This is a genomic window from Syntrophobotulus glycolicus DSM 8271, assembly GCF_000190635.1.
GTDB classification, from domain to species: Bacteria; Bacillota; Desulfitobacteriia; order Desulfitobacteriales; family Syntrophobotulaceae; genus Syntrophobotulus; species Syntrophobotulus glycolicus.
In genome coordinates, this window is record NC_015172.1 from 2,274,064 (window position 1) to 2,291,938 (window position 17,875).

General features: G+C 45.0%; 18 protein-coding genes. All 18 read right to left on the bottom strand.

The features are described 5' to 3' along the window. Positions 1-42: 42 nt before the first annotated feature. The 18 genes from dapG to infB all read right to left on the bottom strand — a co-directional run bounded on the left by dapG (position 43) and on the right by infB (position 17,857). Positions 43-1,272 carry an aspartate kinase gene (gene dapG, locus SGLY_RS11225; RefSeq protein WP_013625388.1) on the bottom strand — a complete coding sequence of 410 codons (1,230 nt, stop codon included), beginning with the start codon at positions 1,270-1,272 and terminating at the stop codon, positions 43-45. A gap of 19 nt (positions 1,273-1,291) precedes the next feature. Next, on the bottom strand, positions 1,292-2,284 hold the full coding sequence (locus SGLY_RS11230) for an aspartate-semialdehyde dehydrogenase (protein ID WP_013625389.1): 993 nt from the start codon (positions 2,282-2,284) through the stop codon (positions 1,292-1,294). Between the two features lie 103 nt (positions 2,285-2,387). Further along, positions 2,388-2,981 (bottom strand): dipicolinate synthase subunit B, encoded by a 594-nt coding sequence (locus SGLY_RS11235; protein WP_013625390.1) that lies wholly within the window; start codon positions 2,979-2,981, stop codon positions 2,388-2,390. Further along, on the bottom strand, positions 2,971-3,918 hold the full coding sequence (gene dpsA, locus SGLY_RS11240; protein ID WP_013625391.1) for a dipicolinate synthase subunit DpsA: 948 nt from the start codon (positions 3,916-3,918) through the stop codon (positions 2,971-2,973). Before dpsA ends, SGLY_RS11235 begins: the two co-directional genes overlap by 11 nt. An 83-nt stretch (positions 3,919-4,001) precedes the next feature. Then, positions 4,002-4,805 carry a 4-hydroxy-tetrahydrodipicolinate reductase gene (gene dapB, locus SGLY_RS11245; protein WP_013625392.1) on the bottom strand — a complete coding sequence of 268 codons (804 nt, stop codon included), beginning with the start codon at positions 4,803-4,805 and terminating at the stop codon, positions 4,002-4,004. Positions 4,806-4,929: 124 nt separating this feature from the next. Then, entirely contained in the window at positions 4,930-5,190 is a 261-nt protein-coding gene (locus tag SGLY_RS11250; protein WP_013625393.1) for a YlmC/YmxH family sporulation protein, read from the bottom strand. Beyond that, a complete protein-coding gene (locus SGLY_RS11255; RefSeq protein WP_013625394.1) occupies positions 5,190-5,507 on the bottom strand; it encodes a hypothetical protein in 318 nt (105 codons plus the stop codon). The genes SGLY_RS11250 and SGLY_RS11255 overlap by 1 nt, the downstream gene beginning before the upstream one ends. Before the next feature lie 105 nt (positions 5,508-5,612). Then, positions 5,613-6,110: a dCTP deaminase/dUTPase family protein gene (locus SGLY_RS11260; protein WP_013625395.1), complete on the bottom strand. Its 498-nt coding sequence runs from the start codon at positions 6,108-6,110 to the stop codon at positions 5,613-5,615. A 16-nt stretch (positions 6,111-6,126) separates the two neighbouring features. Further along, positions 6,127-7,386 (bottom strand): M16 family metallopeptidase, encoded by a 1,260-nt coding sequence (locus SGLY_RS11265; RefSeq protein WP_041445360.1) that lies wholly within the window; start codon positions 7,384-7,386, stop codon positions 6,127-6,129. An 88-nt stretch (positions 7,387-7,474) separates the two neighbouring features. After that, a complete protein-coding gene (locus SGLY_RS11270; protein ID WP_013625397.1) occupies positions 7,475-8,353 on the bottom strand; it encodes a D-alanyl-D-alanine carboxypeptidase family protein in 879 nt (292 codons plus the stop codon). Between the two features lie 48 nt (positions 8,354-8,401). Next, positions 8,402-9,151, bottom strand: a complete 750-nt coding sequence (locus tag SGLY_RS11275) for a polysaccharide deacetylase family protein (protein WP_013625398.1) — start codon at positions 9,149-9,151, stop codon at positions 8,402-8,404. A gap of 84 nt (positions 9,152-9,235) precedes the next feature. Continuing rightward, positions 9,236-11,329: a polyribonucleotide nucleotidyltransferase gene (locus SGLY_RS11280; RefSeq protein ID WP_427916614.1), complete on the bottom strand. Its 2,094-nt coding sequence runs from the start codon at positions 11,327-11,329 to the stop codon at positions 9,236-9,238. Between the two features lie 204 nt (positions 11,330-11,533). After that, positions 11,534-11,800: a 30S ribosomal protein S15 gene (rpsO, locus tag SGLY_RS11285; protein ID WP_013625400.1), complete on the bottom strand. Its 267-nt coding sequence runs from the start codon at positions 11,798-11,800 to the stop codon at positions 11,534-11,536. Between the two features lie 99 nt (positions 11,801-11,899). Further along, positions 11,900-12,832, bottom strand: coding sequence for a bifunctional riboflavin kinase/FAD synthetase (locus SGLY_RS11290; protein WP_013625401.1), 933 nt, complete (start codon positions 12,830-12,832; stop codon positions 11,900-11,902). A gap of 36 nt (positions 12,833-12,868) precedes the next feature. Beyond that, entirely contained in the window at positions 12,869-13,765 is an 897-nt protein-coding gene (gene truB / locus SGLY_RS11295; protein ID WP_013625402.1) for a tRNA pseudouridine(55) synthase TruB, read from the bottom strand. Next, on the bottom strand, positions 13,749-14,735 hold the full coding sequence (locus SGLY_RS11300; protein WP_013625403.1) for a DHH family phosphoesterase: 987 nt from the start codon (positions 14,733-14,735) through the stop codon (positions 13,749-13,751). Before SGLY_RS11300 ends, truB begins: the two co-directional genes overlap by 17 nt. After that, positions 14,716-15,090 (bottom strand): 30S ribosome-binding factor RbfA, encoded by a 375-nt coding sequence (gene rbfA / locus SGLY_RS11305; protein WP_013625404.1) that lies wholly within the window; start codon positions 15,088-15,090, stop codon positions 14,716-14,718. The genes SGLY_RS11300 and rbfA overlap by 20 nt, the downstream gene beginning before the upstream one ends. 25 nt (positions 15,091-15,115) lie before the next feature. After that, entirely contained in the window at positions 15,116-17,857 is a 2,742-nt protein-coding gene (gene infB / locus SGLY_RS11310; protein WP_013625405.1) for a translation initiation factor IF-2, read from the bottom strand. Positions 17,858-17,875: the final 18 nt, after the last annotated feature.

Sequence of the window (17,875 nt, forward strand, 5' to 3'; positions counted from 1 at the left end):
CAGTCTCCTTGTTTTTTCTCCTTAGCAGTCCTCTTGAGCTTATTATCCAAGCTGTAATTTTCTGTGCAGCGCCTGAACCGCCGCTGCCATATGTTCTTTTCTCACTAAAACCCAGATCGTTGTATGTGAATCTGCTGATTGGAGAATAGCAATACCCTGCTCGGATAAGGCCTCAACAACACTGGCCATTACCCCGGGAACATCAGCTATTCCTCCGCCAACCAAAGCAATTTTGGCACAACTGGCCAGACATTCGGGTTCAAAGCCTAAGTTTTTCAGGATACTTACCGCTTTATTGGCAACCTCATCCCTAACCGTGTAGAGAATACTTTCCGACTGTACACTGATAAAATCAACATTGATATCTGCAAGGGCCATCCCCTTAAAAATCTTTTTAGCTGTCTGGGTTTTATTTTCCTGATCTGCAATATTGACTCTGATCTGGGTCAGATTGGGGGTATGAGCGATCCCTGTAATGATACGGTCCCCGATCGCATCCGCCCCGGCAACGACATCCGGCTGAATATTGGTAACCAAAGTTCCCGGAGCATCGGTAAATGTACATTTTATTCGCATGGGTATGTTTTTTTGCATGGCTATTTCTACTGCCCGCGGGTGGATCACTTTAGCTCCCTGATGGGCCAAATGGCAAATATCATTATACGTCACAACATCCAGTATTTTGGCATCTTCGACTATTCTCGGGTCAGCGGTCATGATTCCTTCTACATCTGTATAAATATCTATGGCTTCGGCATTTAAAGCCACTCCGATCGCCGCTGCTGAAGTATCGCTGCCCCCCCGGCCCAGAGTTGTAACCTGTCCGTCTTCAGTCATACCCTGAAAACCGGAAACAACAACCACTTGTCCCTGATTAAGCCGCTGAAAAATCTTTTCAGGCTCTACCCTAATAATCCTGGCATTACCAAAATGATCATTGGTAATGATCCCGGCTTGCCCCCCTGTCATTAATACGGCATCAATGCCCGCACTTTGGAGAGTGCTTGCCAACACGGTGCCGGAAATAATCTCTCCACAGCTCATAAGCATGTCCATTTCCCGCTTGGGCATTTCGGAATAGATGTTTGAAGCCAGTTTGATTAAGGTATCTGTTGCATAAGGATCCCCGGCTCTCCCAATAGCTGATACGACTACAACGGGCATAAACCCCTGACTGATTGCCTCCGAGACTTTGGCCGCAACCTGAGCCCTTCTCTCAGGAGATGCAACCGAAGTCCCCCCAAACTTTTGAACCAGAATCCGAACACTCACAGAATCTCCTCCTAATCGTTTATCCTAACAATTCGGCAATTTGTACCGCGTTTGTTGCCGCGCCTTTTCTAATCTGATCGCCGGCAACCCATATATTGATCCCGTTTTCAATTGATTGGTCTTCCCTGATCCGGCCGACAAATACTTCGTCCCTGTCCGCCGTTTCCAAGGGCATTGGATAAGTATCTTTCGACGGTTCATCCAGAAGAATCACTCCGGGGGCCTTGGCAAGCGCCTCCTTGACCTCAGCTATCGTCAGCTTCTTTGCTGTTTCAATATTAATTGACTCACTGTGGGACCTAAATACGGGGACTCTGACACAGGTTGCCGTAACCTTGATCTCGTCAGAATGGAAGATCTTTTGGGTTTCCTTGACCATTTTCCATTCTTCCTTAGTATAATCGTCATCCTGAAAAATGTCGATCCTCGGAATAAGATTGAAGGCAATCTGATAAGGAAAAACCTCCGGCTGATAAGGTGACTCTCCCTTGCTCCAGGCCTTCACCTCAGCCTCCAGCTCCGCTATTCCTTCCTTGCCTGCACCGGAAACTGCCTGATAGGTGGAAACAACGATACGCTTAATCCCGGCCAGATCATTAATCGGTTTTAAAGCCACAACCATAATAATGGTTGAACAATTGGGATTGGCAATAATTCCATTATGCCATTTTACATCTTCAGGGTTAACTTCCGGTACAATCAAGGGGACTTCAGGGTCCATTCTGTAAGCACTGCTGTTATCAATAACCACCGCTCCGTTTTTTACTGCTGAGGGAGCAAATTCTGTACTTGCGGACCCTCCGGCAAAAAGGGCAATATCAATTCCTTTAAAACTATCGTGAGTTGTCTCCCGGACTTCATATTCTTTTCCCTGCCAGGTCATTTTTGTTCCGCTTGATCTCTTGGTCGCCAATAGACGAAGTTCCTCAACAGGAAATTTGCGTTCGGCAAGAATTTTCAGAAATTCCTGGCCTACCGCCCCCGTAGCTCCAACAATTGCAATATTCGGCATGATTTATCCTCCTGCATTATTGATTTATGGGGAATATGGTGCTCCACGTTTAAGGAACACCATATTCCGTTATTCAATATTGTATTTTTATCCGATTAAAATGTTATTCCTTCTTATATTCAACTAGGACAGGCTGAATTTGCTTGCCTTGCTTAGCCAATAGAATTGTATCCGGAATCATTTCCATGTGAGCAACCAGAGAATTGGCTTTATTTTGATAATCATCTTGTCCAAAAGGGACAAAATAAATATTTTTGGCCGTCAATAGTAAACCAATGTTTTTGGCATTTATCCCCAGGGCATCATTTGTTGAAATCGCCAACACCAAAGGTTTATGATTTCTCAGGTGGGCTTTTGCCGCCATAAGAACAGGGGAATCGGTGATTCCGGAGCTTAATTTGGCAATAGTATTCCCTGTACAAGGAGAAATGATCATACAATCAAATAATTCCCGGGGGCCGATAGGCTCTACCTCTTGGATCGTCCTTAAGGGTATCTTTCCCGTCACTGTTTCGAGCTTCTGTTTCCATTCCTCCGCTTTGCCAAACCTTGTATCCATCTGATCAACGGCATTGGACAATATCGGAGTGATATCGGCTCCTTCTCTGACAAGGTCTTCAATCACTTTGATTGCCTTAGCCAATGTACAATGCGAACCCGTTAACGCGTAAGCAAGACTGATTCCCTTAAACCGCATTCCCCTCACCTCCTTCAGAACACTTGGCTGAAGAAGCTGCGCGATTATTCTTGCTTACGTATTCAAGGATGATTTTTGGATACACCTGGGCTAGAATCAATCCTGCTGTTTTTGGTGCGACAACACCTGGAAGCCCGGGAGCGAGAAAGGCCTTAATGCCCAGCATCTGAGCATATTCGAAATCGGTTCCCCCCGGTATTGACGCCAGATCAATGATGACAGCATCCCTGGACATTTTTTCTTGAATTGTCCTATTTAGGATTAACTCCGGTACCGTGTTAAAAATAATCTCCGCCTCGACGATTTCCTGTTCCAGTTCCTGAAAACTAAGAGGCCTTACTCCCATCTCAACGGCCCTGGCTAAATCGGCCGTTCTTCTGACCACTGCCGTTACTCTTGCTCCCATTCCTTTCAACAAATGAATCAGTGTTGTCCCGAATCTCCCCATTCCCAAAACAAAACTCCGGCTGCCGTGAATCGTGATATCCGTGGCATCCATCGCCATTTGTACCGCACCCTCTGCCGAAGGAACAGAGTTCAGGATAGCCACATCATCCCTGTTGGCAATTTCAACAACCTCGATTTTCATTTTCTGAGCGGCCGCTCTCAGTGCAGGTCTTGCCCATCCGATAAATAAAGGTATGTATAAAGGGATCGACTCAAGCACTTCATTGTTCAGAATGATGGGATCATTTGAATATTTCGCTTTAACCAGTCCCCTCTCATCTGTCCCAAACATGGGAAGGAGCAAGGCATCGGCTTCATCGATAATTTCCTTAAATGAATTGAAATGTTCAATCCTCTGTCCAAGCGGCGATTTTTCCAGTCCGAGCCCAATGATCCGGGCCCCCAGCTTTTGCAATTCCGGAATCAGATAAACCTCTCTATCATCTCCTCCAACAACTGCTAAGCAAATTCCTTCAAGTACCGCACCCATTTTTTTGCCTCCTTGTTGGCCAGTATCGTCTAAACTACTAACCATTATATGAGGGTAATTTGGGCACGGTGCCAAAGCGTTGATTAATCGAGAAAATTCTCCAGTCCTACGACAAGTCCTTTGATTTTGTATGACTTCCTAATCGCCAGCAAAATTCCCGGCATATAGGTTTCTCTGGTATAAGCATCATGTCTGATGGTCAGTGTCTGTCCAGATCCGCCGAACAAAACCTCCTGATGAGCGATTAAACCCGGCAAACGTACTGAATGAATATGGATGCCCTGGAAATCCCCCCCACGGCTTCCGGGAATTTTTTCATATTCGTTTGGATCACCCTGGATCATCGGCGGGCGCTCCTGAGAAATCTTTTCCGCCGTCCTCAAGGCTGTGCCTGAAGGGGCATCAAGCTTCTGATCATGATGATATTCAATAATATCAACATGCTTAAAATACTTTGCCGTTTCCTGAGCGAATTTCATCATGAGGATAGCGCCGAGTGCAAAGTTTGGCGCAATAAATACTCCGCCGTTTTGCTTGACAGCCATATCTTCCAATTCCGCAAGTTCCTGCTCATCCAGACCTGTCGCCCCGATCACCGGTACGACATTGGCTCTGAGCGCCGTTTTGGCATTGGCAAAAACTGAAAGAGGGTTCGTAAAGTCAACCAGAATATCTGTTTTTGCTGCCTCCAGGATCTGTTCATCAAGAGAGCCTTGGAGCTTTATTCCTGTCTCGTTCATTCCGAGAATTTTCCCTATATCTTCTCCCTGGTTGCGAATATCCGATGCTCCGACAATTTCTATATCACTCTGGCTTAGTAAGGTTCTGATTGTTTCCGAACCCATTTTTCCGCAAGCTCCTGTGACAAAAACCCGTATCCGTTCCAATATTTTTTCCCTCCTGATAGCATAAAGCGAAACCCCGTACCAGATGGGGCCTACGGGGGCATGTTTTTACTATTTTATTACACCTGTTGACTGCTGTCAAACAAAAGTATTTATTCAAGCATTGCTAAAGGGAAGGAATGTCGATATCGACAATAATAACTTCATTTCCGATTTTCTTTACCGCTTGCCAGGGAATCACAATATTTTCATTTTCACGGTTGCTGTTTTTGGCTAAAAACCAAACGTGATTCGCTCTTGGAGAAACAATAATCGCCTCAATCCCACCTTGATCATTAATCCTGATATCACTTTCTCCCATTGTTCCAAGCTTTGCGCCATCGTGCAGATTGACGATTTCTTTTTCGGCCAGCTCACTTAACAGCATCAGATTCTTCTCCTTTTTCTAAGATCCAGCCATATTTTCCGGCCCCATGGCTGTAAAATGGCGATTGCTAAGGAAAAAACAGCCAGGGGCTTGATAAAATACAGGGAAGGAGGGTCCCAGATCCGGCTTGGCACTCCTAAAAAATCAAGCAGCAATTCCAGAGAAATATATATTCCGCCCGCAGTGCCGACAAGCTGAGTGATTGCCTTAGCCAACGGACTGTGATCTTCCGCGCTTCTCCACATATTCTGCCTTCTGCGCAAATATAAGGACAAAGTGATTCCAACAACCAGAATCATTGTAATGATTACTTGCAAATAAATACCCCCTTTTATTGGGATACTATGCTTGTATCAGCCAAACTATTACCAAACGCCAAGCTGAACATTTGTTCTTTATCCTGAATTATTGAAGGAATCAAATCAGTTCCCTGAACTTGTAGATCCCATCCCGCCTAATCGTTCACTTTGCCGTGGATTGTCATCCTCTGTCAATAGATATTTTTGAAAGACACCTTGAGCAAAAGCTTCTCCTTTTTCGACCCGTAATAATTTGTCTCCTCCATTATAAATGGCAATCTGAATATGTCCTTCATTTAAAGCATTGGCATAATCTGCATCAATCACTGCAACTGAGTTTTTTAGTCTCACCCCGAACTTGAATCCATGTCCGCTGCGTATGTAGAGCCCCAGCCATTCATCCTCATTCATGATTGCCCGGATCCCGGTCGCCAGCTTGATCTGCCCCCCGGGTTCAAGCGCAAAAGCTCTGGGCGCATAAAAATCATAACCCGCCGAACAGCGTGTCGCCCGCCGGGGTAGAATAATGTCTTCATACTCTTTTGACAGCTCGCCGTTTTCTTCCCCGTCATCTGAATCTTTTCTATATTGTTCATAACTGACCTTAAGAAATCTCCTCATCCTTCAATCCCTTTCTTCAAAATTGTGCATTAATGATTTGATCAAAATCCGGCGTAAATTCTTTTGAACCAATCGTAAGCATGGAAACTTTATCTTTGTGCCATAATCTTTCCATCACCCGGTCAATATCCTTTAAGGTTACTTTCTCTAATTTCTCCACAGTTTCCTCAGCCGTCTTAACCCGGTCGAAGCTCAATTCGGTTTTCCCCAATCTGCTCATGATGCTGCTGGATGATTCCATACCGAGATAAAGATTGCCCTTAATCTGAGCCACAACTCTCCGCAGTTCCTCCTCGGATAGCCCTTTGCTTCGAATTCCATTAATCTCATGAAGGATACATTTGATTACTTCCTCGATATTTCCCGGGCTGGCCCCTGCATAAACCGCAAATAAGCCTGTATCTACATAAGTGGCATGATAGGAGTATACAGAATAGGCAAGTCCCCGTTGTTCTCTGATCTCCTGAAATAAACGGGAACTTAAGCCTCCGCCGAGAATATTATTAATGACATGTAAAGCATACATATCCTCATCATTCTGACCAATTCCGGGAACACCCAGGACCAGATGCATTTGCTCGGTATCTTTCGGCATAGATGTTCTGATTACCTTTGCCACAGGATGACAATAAACACTGACTTCTTTTTGGCGCTCGAAACTCCCGAATTGCTCCAAACTTTTCCCGATATGATCATGTTTGATCTTACCGGCAGCAGAGATGACGATCTTGTCGGGACAATATTGGGTTTCCAGATAATCCATGATTTTATCCCGATCAAGGCTTTTAATGGAACCTTCATCTCCAAGGATAGGCATACCTAAAGGATGTTCGTTCCAAATATATTGTGAAAACAAATCATGAATCAGTTCATCCGGGGTATCCAAGTACATCTTGACTTCTTCCAAAACCACATTTTTTTCTTTTTCAATTTCTTTAGGATCAAACAAAGAATGAAAAAACATATCACTTAAGACATCAATGGCCAAATCGATATCCTCATCCAGTACTTTAGCATAATAACAAGTCATTTCTTTTGTGGTGAAAGCGTTTAACTGTCCTCCCACTGATTCCAGAGATTCCGCCAATTGTCTGGCCGTTCTTTTTTTTGTCCCTTTGAAAAACATATGTTCAATAAAATGTGATATCCCTTCGTATCCGCTTTTTTCATATCTTGATCCGGCTCCTACCCAAATTCCTATTGCCGCTGATCTGAGATAATCAATTTCTTCGGTGAGAACTCTTACTCCGTTAGGAAGCACTACTTTTTGATACAATTGCTCTATCCCCCCAAAATCAGATTCTTCATTCATACTACATAGAAGAAGCCCTTTTTTCAATGTTTTTCCTGTGATTCTCCTTTTGTTAATTGGATTTGGTATTTCCGAATCCCCAGTTAAACAACTTTTGAGAATCCCCATAACGGTCGGGAGCATTTAACACAACGCAGATTAATTTTCTGTTCTCTTTATTTGCCGAGGCTACTAAACATTTCCCGGCTTCATTTGTGGTTCCTGTCTTCACTCCGCTAGTGAATGGATAGCTCCAGAGAAGCTTGTTTGTATTCTTAAACTGTTCAATTTTAGGAGGTTCATCAAAGCTTATCGAAGCATATTTTGTTTTTACAAGCTCAGAAAATTGATCGTTTTGCAGTGCATACCTGGCCATGATCGCCAGGTCGTAAGCACAGGAATAATGATTTTTGGCCGGTAGTCCGTTAGGATTAACAAAATGTGTATTGTACCCTCCAATGGTCAGCACTTTTTTATTCATTAGCTCTACAAAGGAATCCACGGTTCCGGCCGTTTGCTCTGCTATCGCTACACAAGCGTCATTTCCTGATTTCACTAAGGCCCCTTCGATCAATTCGCTCATTTTGATTTTATCGCCTTTGTTTAAATAAATGGAGGACTCTCCCACTGCCCCGGCTTTCTCACTGACCGTGACAATTTCATCTCCCTTGGATAATTCCAGAGCCAGAATAGCTGTCATTATTTTTGTCGTACTGGCCGGGGGACTCACTTTACGGGACTGGCGTTCATAAAGCACTTCTCCCGTCTGCGCATCCATCAGAATAGCCGTGTGCGCCGTTATTGCGGGCACACTCCAGTGTTGATCAATCATGGTCATGGTTTCAACTGTAATGTCTTCGGAAACTTCTTCTGCTCGAACAGGACAAGCTGCTAAAACCATGAAAATGAAGACGCCTCCCGCAATTTGCGTCCATTTTTTTCTTCTGAACAAATATACCACCTCGTTTATTTACTATTGGTAGTATATCCAGTACAATTCTCAGTTATCAATTTTCAGAGAGAGTAATTCTTCCATGGTAACAAAGCTAAATCCTTCCTGCTTCAATTTTTCTAAAATAATGGGCAAGGCCAAGACAGTATTTGGTTTGGGATGCATCAAAACAATGGCTCCTTTTTTCTCCGGCTTAACTCCAAAGCGGGTTTTAGGATTTACTACTCTCTGCACAATCAAATCGACATTGCTGGCTGGCTGCCAATCCACTGTATCCAGCGTCCAGAGTACTGTCGTATATCCTGCTTCCGAAGCGGCGCGAACCCCGCTTTCCCCTTTCTCTCCATAAGGAGGAGCATAAAACGTTGTTTTTTTGCCGATTGTCCTTTCAATAATCTTTTCAGTTTTCATGATTTCCTGGTTATTCCCCTCAACAGAGAGCTGGTCAGGATGGGGATGCGAGTAGCCGTGATTTTCTATTTCATGCCCCTTGGCCGCAATTTCCTTGACAAGCTCACTGTTTTTGTCCGCCCATCTGCCTGTCAGAAAAAAAGTTGCTTTGGCCTGATCCTTCTCCAAAATCTCCAGCATTTTAGGAATTTGCTCTTCTCCCCAATCTACATTGACTGTTAGGGCAATTACGTTTTGAGCTACATTCACTTTTTCCAAAGGTGCCTGTATATTGTTCTGACCAACCGTAATGGTTCGTGTTCCCATAAAGAAAATTGTCCCCATTGTGAGTCCCAATATTGCCGCAATTGCAGCATAGAATTTTTTTTTGGCCAATAAAATAAACATCTGCATTCCTCCTAAAAATTTATATGTTTAGGAACAGGACTACAGACGTTATTTTTAAACTATTTAATGGCTAACCTTTAGTCCTCAATTCTTGCCTTGGCTGCCTATCGCTTCTTTCCTGGAAAGATTGAGTCTCCCCTGTTTATCAATACCGATGGCTTTAACCAGAATCTCGTCCCCTTCGTGTACAATATCTTCTACCTTGGCGACCCGGTTGACATCAAGCTGAGAAATATGGACTAATCCTTCTTTGCCCTGCAGGCCCAGCACCCCGGGAATGACTTCTACAAATGCCCCGAAATCCATCACCCGGACAACCTTTCCCTTATAGATTTGTCCAATCTGAACTTCCTGAGTCATGGATTGGATAATGCTATGCGCTTTCTCTCCGGCTTCGCCGTCAACAGCAGAAATAAAGACTCTGCCATCATCCTCAATATCGATTTTAACCCCTGTTTCCTCGATGATTTTTTTGATCGTTTTCCCTCCGGGACCTATCACCTCTCTGATCTTATCAGGGTGAATGGTAAAGGAAATGATTCTCGGGGCGTGGGGAGAAAGTTCCTTACGCGGCTCACCGATAACCGCCAGCATTTTATCAAGAATGAACATTCTGCCTTCTTTAGCTTGTTTTAGGGCCTGAGCAAGGATTTCCCTGCTTACCCCTTTAATTTTGATATCCATTTGCAGTGCTGTAACACCTTTGGCTGTCCCGGCAACCTTGAAGTCCATATCTCCGTCGTGATCTTCAAGACCCTGGATATCGGAAAGAATAGCATATTGGCTTTCTTCCTGAATTAGTCCCATGGCTATTCCGGCAACCGGTGCCTTAATCGGAACCCCCGCATCCATCAAGGCTAATGTGCTGCCGCAAACAGAAGCCATGGAGCTTGAACCGTTCGATTCCAATACTTCCGATACCAGCCGAAGGGTATACGGGAATTCAGCCTCACCCGGAATCATGGGAATAAGCGCCCTTTCCGCCAGATTTCCATGTCCAATTTCCCGACGGCCGGGAGCACGCATAGGTCTGACTTCCCCTACACTGAAGGGGGGGAAATTGTAGTGATGCATATACCGCTTAGATTCTTCCAAACCTAAACCGTCAATGATTTGCTCATCACTGACTGCCCCAAGAGTAGCCACAGTCATCACTTGAGTCTGACCTCTGGTAAAGACGGCGCTGCCATGTGTTCTGGGCAATGCCGCTACTTCTACGGTAATCGGTCTAATCTCATCCAGAGCCCTGCCATCCGGTCTGATATGCTCCACCGTGATCAAACGACGAACAATCTGATGGATAAAGGATTCCATAATATTATTAATTGTCGCCATAATCTCAGGCTCTTCTCCATATTGCGGTTCAAAATATTCTATTGTTTCCTGTCTGACCTGATCAACAGCTTCTTCACGGGCCAGCTTTTCTTCCACTCTGACGGCCTGATCAAATTTTGCATAGGCAAAAGCTTTTACCTGATCAATCAAGTCCTGTGGTCTTTCCTTGCGAACGACTTGAGACTTTTCCTTGGCAAGGCCGGCTGCAAACGCCTCTTCCCTGTACTGTTCAATAAATTCGGCAATCTTTTTAATCTCCTCATGAGCAAATATCATGGCATCCAGCATCTGCTCCTCAGAGATTTCATTGGCACCTGCCTCAACCATAACAATCGCATCTTTTGTCCCGGCGACAGTCAAATACATTTGGCTCCTGGCGGCCTGGTCAACTGTAGGATTAATAACAAATTGCCCATCCACAAGACCAACGATTACTCCGGCAATCGGCCCTTCAAAGGGAATATTGGAAATGGTCAGGGCAGCGGAAGCCGCATTGATTGCCGATACATCTGTCGGACAATCTTGATCTACCGACATGACCATGGTGACAACCTGAACATCATTTTGATATCCTTCCGGAAAGAGCGGTCTGATCGGCCGATCAATAAGCCTTGCCGTCAGTGTAGCCTTTTCACTGGGTCTGCCCTCTCTTTTAATAAACCCCCCGGGGATTTTCCCCGCTGCATATAATCTCTCCTCAAACTCACAAGTAAGAGGAAAAAAATCAATACCTTCACGCGGCTTAGAACTGGCAGTAGCAAATGCTGATACCACTGTATCACCATATTTCAGGAAAATTGCTCCCCCTGCTTGGCGTCCGATCCTGCCTGTTTCGAACGACATTGTTCTGCCCCCAACCTGGAGCGACTTCACAAATGTCTTTTGGGTCACGGTCAAACCTCCTTAAATCTTCTCTCTTTTTTTTCCTTATTATTCTCAAAAAAAATTCGACATATTTTCTATTATTTCCTGCCAACCGATAAATAAATCAAATATGCAAAAATGTAGGGAGCGATTCTCTCGCTCCCTGCTGTTATTCATTGGTTATTAGTGACGCAGCCCCAAATCATTGACGATTTTACGGTAACGGTTAAAATCGCTCTTTTTCAAATAATTCAAAAGTCCCCTGCGCTGACCAACCAGTTTTAACAAACCCCTGCGGGAATGATGATCTTTCTTGTGCGTTTTAAAATGTTCCGTAAGCTCAACAATTCTGGCTGTCAGAAGGGCGATCTGTACTTCCGGTGAACCGGTGTCGCCTTCCTTTTGTTGGAATTTAACAATAATTTCCTTTTTCTTCTCGGGGTTTAACATAAAAAATACCTCCATATTTCGGGTCAATACCTGTTGCCACGTAAAGCGTCGGAGATTCGCTTGACCCAGTCAACGGTTCCCTTTGATCTACCAGTAATTCTAACTCATCAGACTGGTTTTGTAAAGCGTTATGACCGCTTCCCTGTCTTTATTTAACTGAGCAATCATTTCCTCAACGCCTGAAAACTTCTTCTCAGTCCTGAGTCTGTCGTGAATACTGATCATGAGATCTTGATCATACAAGTTTCCTTCAAAATTCAAAAAATGGATCTCAATTGATTTTTCCGGTCTGGAATGGAAAGTTGGCCGATAGCCAATATTCATCATTCCCCAAATTTTTTGCCCGTCAATCGCTGAGCTGACCGCATACACCCCGTTTTTGGGAATAAGCAGGTCTTCATCCGGTAAGATATTTGCTGTGGGAAACCCCAGGATCCGGCCTCTTTTTTCACCATGAACAACCTTCCCGGAAATCCCCGGCCAACGTCCCAGCAATTTTTTCGCGGAGATGATCTCTCCATTTAGGAGAAAACGGCGTATCTCCGACGAAGAAATGACCCTGTCCTCAATTTTCTCAGCCTGAATGACACTGACTCCGAAACCACATTCCTGTCCGTAGCTTTCCAAGTCGGAAGGAGTACCCACTCCCCTGGCCCCGAAAGAATAATTAAAACCAACAACAATATGTACCGCTCCAAGATCTTTGATGATCCCGCAGGTAAATTCTTTGGGCGATGTATTGGCGACTTCAGCTGTAAATTTAAGCAAAAAAACTTTTTCGACACCCATTTCTGAAAAAAGTCTGAGCTTTTCTCTGGTTGTTGTCAGCAAATTCAGCTTTTTGTCCGGATGCAATATCTTAAAAGGATGGGGGTCAAATAAAAGCACACAAAGCCCAACTTTCATCTCCCTGGCCTTTTCTGCTCCATACTCCAAAAGTTTGCGGTGTCCGAGATGAAGTCCATCAAAATTGCCCAAGGCAATAATCGACGGCTTATCTTTCTTTCCTGGCTCGATATCGCACACTTCCACTGCAGAGAAACCTCCATGATCTTTAAGTCGTTCTATTTACAATACTTTATAAGGAAACAAGCTGTCTTCTTTCCAAATCCCTATTCCGCAAAAAATCATTTCACCGGAGCCAGCATCCCTGGCGATTACCTGCAGTGGTTTTTCCTCTCCCCAGTCCTCCTCCGGAACAAGGCCCGAGGATGGCAATCCGTTTTTAAAGGCCTGAACCCTATGATCGGGAATTTCCGCCTTCGGTAAAGCCAACCCAAAATCCAGGGGATATAAAAAATCCCGACTGCCCTCTGCCAGCATCAATTCTATTTCGGAAAAAGTGCGGCTTTCCTCAATACCAAAGACACCGGAACAGGTTCTGACCAAAAAAGACATATGAGCACCACAGCCCATAGCCTGTCCGATATCTGTGCAAAGAGTCCTGATGTATGTCCCTTTGGAACAAGTAACATCAAATATCGCTCTCGGATATTCCTCATCATACCACTCAACAAGATCCAGCTTATCAATGGAGACCTGGCGTTCCGGCCTGTCAACTTCCAATCCCTTCCGGGCATAATCATATAAATGTTTTCCTTGAATCCGCACCGAAGAGTACATGGGAGGAATCTGGCAAATATCCCCTAAAAAATTTGATGTAACCTGCAAAAAATCTTTTCGGGAGATCTCCGTTTTGGTTTGCGTAAGTATTCGGCCAAAGCTGTCTTCGGTATCTGTCGTGATTCCGAATTTGATTTCCGCCCTGTAAGCCTTTGTCTGCATTGTATGATATTCTGCCAGCCTGGCGGCTTTTCCGATACAAATGGGCAAAACCCCTGCCGCGCCCGGGTCCAAAGTTCCGATATGGCCAGCTTTGTTTACTTTCAGCTTTCGTTTCAGCCAGTATACAACATCTGTCGAAGTCATCCCGACCGGTTTTAAGACATTAACGATTCCGTCCAAGCTTCAGGGCCTCCTCCAAAACAGTAAGAACCTGCTTTTTGACTATTGGCAGTGAATCGTGCAGCGTACATCCGGAAGCTCGAACATGACCGCCGCCGCCCAGCTTATGGGCAATTTTATTTACATCAAGCCACTCGTTTGACCTGAAACTGACTTTTACCTCAGATTCACTGTATTCTTTCAGCAAAACCGCTGCCTCGACATGGTCAATATTGCGGGCATAGTTCACAAATCCGTCACTTAGGCTTGCTTCGGCCTCAGTCTCCCTGAAATCCGCTTTTGTCAAAGTTAATAAAGCCACCTTGCCCTGATTTAAAATTTCCAGACTGTTCAGGGCTCTTTGGAATAATCTGATTTGCGGCAAAGTTTTCTGTTCAAAGAGGGTATCATTTAAGATCACGAGATCAATACCGATCTTGACCAATTCCGAAGCAATCTTTAAACTCTTTGGCGTAGTATTTCCATAGCTGAACCTGCCTGTATCGGTAACAATTCCGGTATACAAATTAATTGCGATTTCTTTCGTAATGGTGACCGATAATTTTCTCAGCAATTGATAAACGATCTCTCCCGTAGCCGCTGCCCCCGGTTCCACATAATTCAAAGAACCATAATAGGTGTTGGAAATATGATGGTCAATATTTACGGTCACCACATTATGGTATTCTGCAGGCGGGGAAGCTGCTCGCCCTATTTCCGCGCAATCAATATAAACCATCATTTCAGGAGGTGAATCGGGTAAACAGTTTTTTATCTGTTCAGCTCCCGGCAGAAATTTTAAATTCCCGGGAACAGAATCGGGGTTATAATAATGGACCTTCTTCCCCATTTTTTCCAAAGCCAATCCCAGTGCCAGCATGGAACCAATTGTATCTCCGTCCGGAGACACATGAGAAAGTAATACGATATTCTCCGCTTTGATAAATGCTTCTGTAATCTGCTTAACCCTGTTATTCCTTTTCTTCGCCATCAGCAGAATCACCTTTCAATCCAACTTCACGCAACAATTTTGAAATATGGGCACCCTGTTCTATTGATTGGTCGTATTTAAAGGATATCTCCGGAACATAACGCAGACGGACAGTTTTGCCTAGTTCGCTGCGAACGAAACCAGATGCTCTGTTTAATGCTTCCAGGCTATTTTTTACTTCTTCTTCGCTACCCATAATACTGACATATAGTTTGGCATAGCGCAGATCTTCAGCTACTTCTACATCAGTGAGGGTAATAAAGCCAATTCTGGGATCTTTAATTTCTTCCAATATAATGCGGGCGACTTCTTCTTTGATTGTTTCCGCCAGACGAACCGACCGATGCTTTCCCATTAAAATTCCCTCCAGAGTGAAAATATTACAGTTCCCTCTTGATCTCCTCCAGAGTGAAAGCTTCTAATATATCCCCTTCTTTAATATCATTGAAATTCTTAATTCCAATCCCGCATTCGTAACCTTCGGCAACCTCACGGACATCATCTTTGAACCTCTTCAAGGATTCCAGTTCTCCTTCGCAAATCACAACGCTGTCTCTGATTACTCTGATTTTTGATGAACGGGTTATTTTGCCGTTTGTCACATAGCTGCCGGCAATTGTCCCGATTTTCGGCACTTTGAATACCTGCCGGATTTCCGCTTTACCGACAATTACCTCTTTAAATTCAGGCTCAAGCATACCTTCCATGGCATCCCGAATATCGTCGATCGCCTCATAGATGACTCTGTAGAGCCTGATATCCACTTTTTGGTGCTCGGCTGTAGTTTTAGAATTGGCATCAGGCCTGACATTAAAGCCGATGATAATCGCATTGGAAGCTGCCGCCAGCATAACATCAGATTCGCTGATCGCTCCGACACCGGAATGAATCGGATTTACTCTGACCTCGGATGTTGAAAGCTTAAGCAGAGATTGTTTAATGGCTTCAACAGAACCTTGAACATCACCTTTAATAATAATATTCAGATCCTTGACTTCACCTTCCTTGATTTTGTCAAACAGATCATCAAGGCTTATTCTGGATTTTTGTTTGATTTCTTCTGCTTTTCGTTCATCATTACGGGCCTGGGAAATTTGGTGAGCGAGCTTATCGTCACTCACGACATGAAAGATTTCCCCCGCTTCAGGAACTTCAGATAATCCTTGGATTTCCACGGGAATCGAGGGGCCTGCTTTTTTCACGCGCCGGCCCTTATCATCAACCATAGCCCGGATTTTTCCGAAAACTGGTCCGCTGACAATCACATCTCCAATATTCAAGGTTCCTTTGGAAACAAGTACGGTTGCCACAGGACCTTTTCCTTTATCCAGTTTTGCTTCAATGACGGTTCCTGTAGCTGCCCGGTTGGGGTTTGCTTTTAGATCCTTTATTTCAGCAACAAGAAGGATCATCTCCAAAAGGCCTTCAATATTGTTTCTGGTCTTTGCGGAAACAGGCACAGCGATGGTATCACCGCCCCATTCTTCAACGACCAGCCCATGTTCGGTAAGCTCCTGCTTAACCCGATCCGGATTGGAATTTTCTTTGTCAATTTTGTTAATTGCAACTACGATGGGGACATTTGCAGCCTTGGCGTGATTAATCGCCTCAATGGTTTGAGGCATTACCCCGTCATCAGCCGCAACAACCAGAACCGCGATATCCGTAACTTGGGCCCCTCTGGCTCGCATGGCCGTAAAGGCTTCGTGACCGGGGGTATCAAGAAAGGTAATTTTCTGTCCTTTGATTTCAATCTGATATGCTCCAATATGCTGGGTAATCCCACCTGCTTCGGAAGCCGTTACATTCGCTGATCTTATGGCATCAAGCAGGGATGTCTTACCATGGTCGACATGACCCATAACTGTAACAACCGGTGAACGGGGTTTCAGGTCTTCTTCCTTATCTTCAATTTCGTCAATAACCGAAATCGACTTTTCTATCTTTACCTCAACAGTAACTCCCATTTCGTTGCAGACAATCACTGCTGTCTCTGAATCAATCTCTTGATTGATTGTGGCCATTACTCCCAATTTCATCAGCTCTTTGATGACTTCCCCCGCCTTGCGGCTCATCCGGGAAGCGAGTTCCTGAATGGTAATTGATTCCGGTATGACAATATGCTTTGCTACCGTTTCTTTCTTTTCAGGCGGGTGGCTCCTATCGCTTTTTTTATAGCTGATGGGAAGCTCTTTTTCGTTAGTATGCCTGCGTTCAAATATTTGGGTTTTATTTTCATGAAGTTTCTTTTTATCCGGGGACTGGCGTTTTAATGGCTGTTCCGCAACCGAAAGCTCCGTTATTTTTCCGTCTATCTTAATCCGCTGCATTTGAGGCTTTCTGGTGTCAGCCATTCCTCTCGGCCCCTGCGGCCTTCTGGCATCATCACCAAACCTGCCTCCCTGAGATCTCCTCTGATCACCCTCCTGCGGCCTGGACTGGTATGGCGGTCTGCCTCCACTCTGCGGCCTGGACTGGTATGGCGGTCTGCCTCCACCCTGCGGTCTGGACTGGTATGGCGGCCTGCCTTCACCCTGCGGTCTGGACTGGTATGGCGGTCTGCCTTCACCCTGCGGTCTGGACTGGTATGGCGGTCTGCCTTCACCCTGCGGTCTGGACTGGTATGGCGGTCTGCCTTCACCCTGTGGTCTGGACTGGTATGGCGGTCTGCCTTCACCCTGTGGTCTGGACTGGTATGGCGGTCTGCCTTCACCCTGCGGTCTGGACTGGTATGGCGGTCTGCCTTCACCCTGTGGCCTGGACTGGTATGGCGGTCTGCCCTCTCCTTGTGGCCTTGGTCTTTGAGGCCTGCCCTCACCTTGTGGTCTGGCTCCTTGAGGCCTGCCCTCACCCTGGGGCCTGGCTCCTTGAGGCCTGGCTTCCCCCTGGGGCCTGGCTTCATTTTGCTGTGGGATCTTTTCTTCCTCAATCTTCGATAGTTGCTGCATATTTTGTTCCCCTGTTGTCTTTTTTAAAACATTCTTGATCTTCACCGCATCAGCATCATTCACCGCACTAAGATGGTTTTTTACGACAATCCCCATCTCTCCCAACTTGTCGACAACTTCCTTACTTGAAATATTCAGTTCTTTAGCGAGTTCATGAACTCGGATACTCGTCACACCTTCACCCCCGAATTA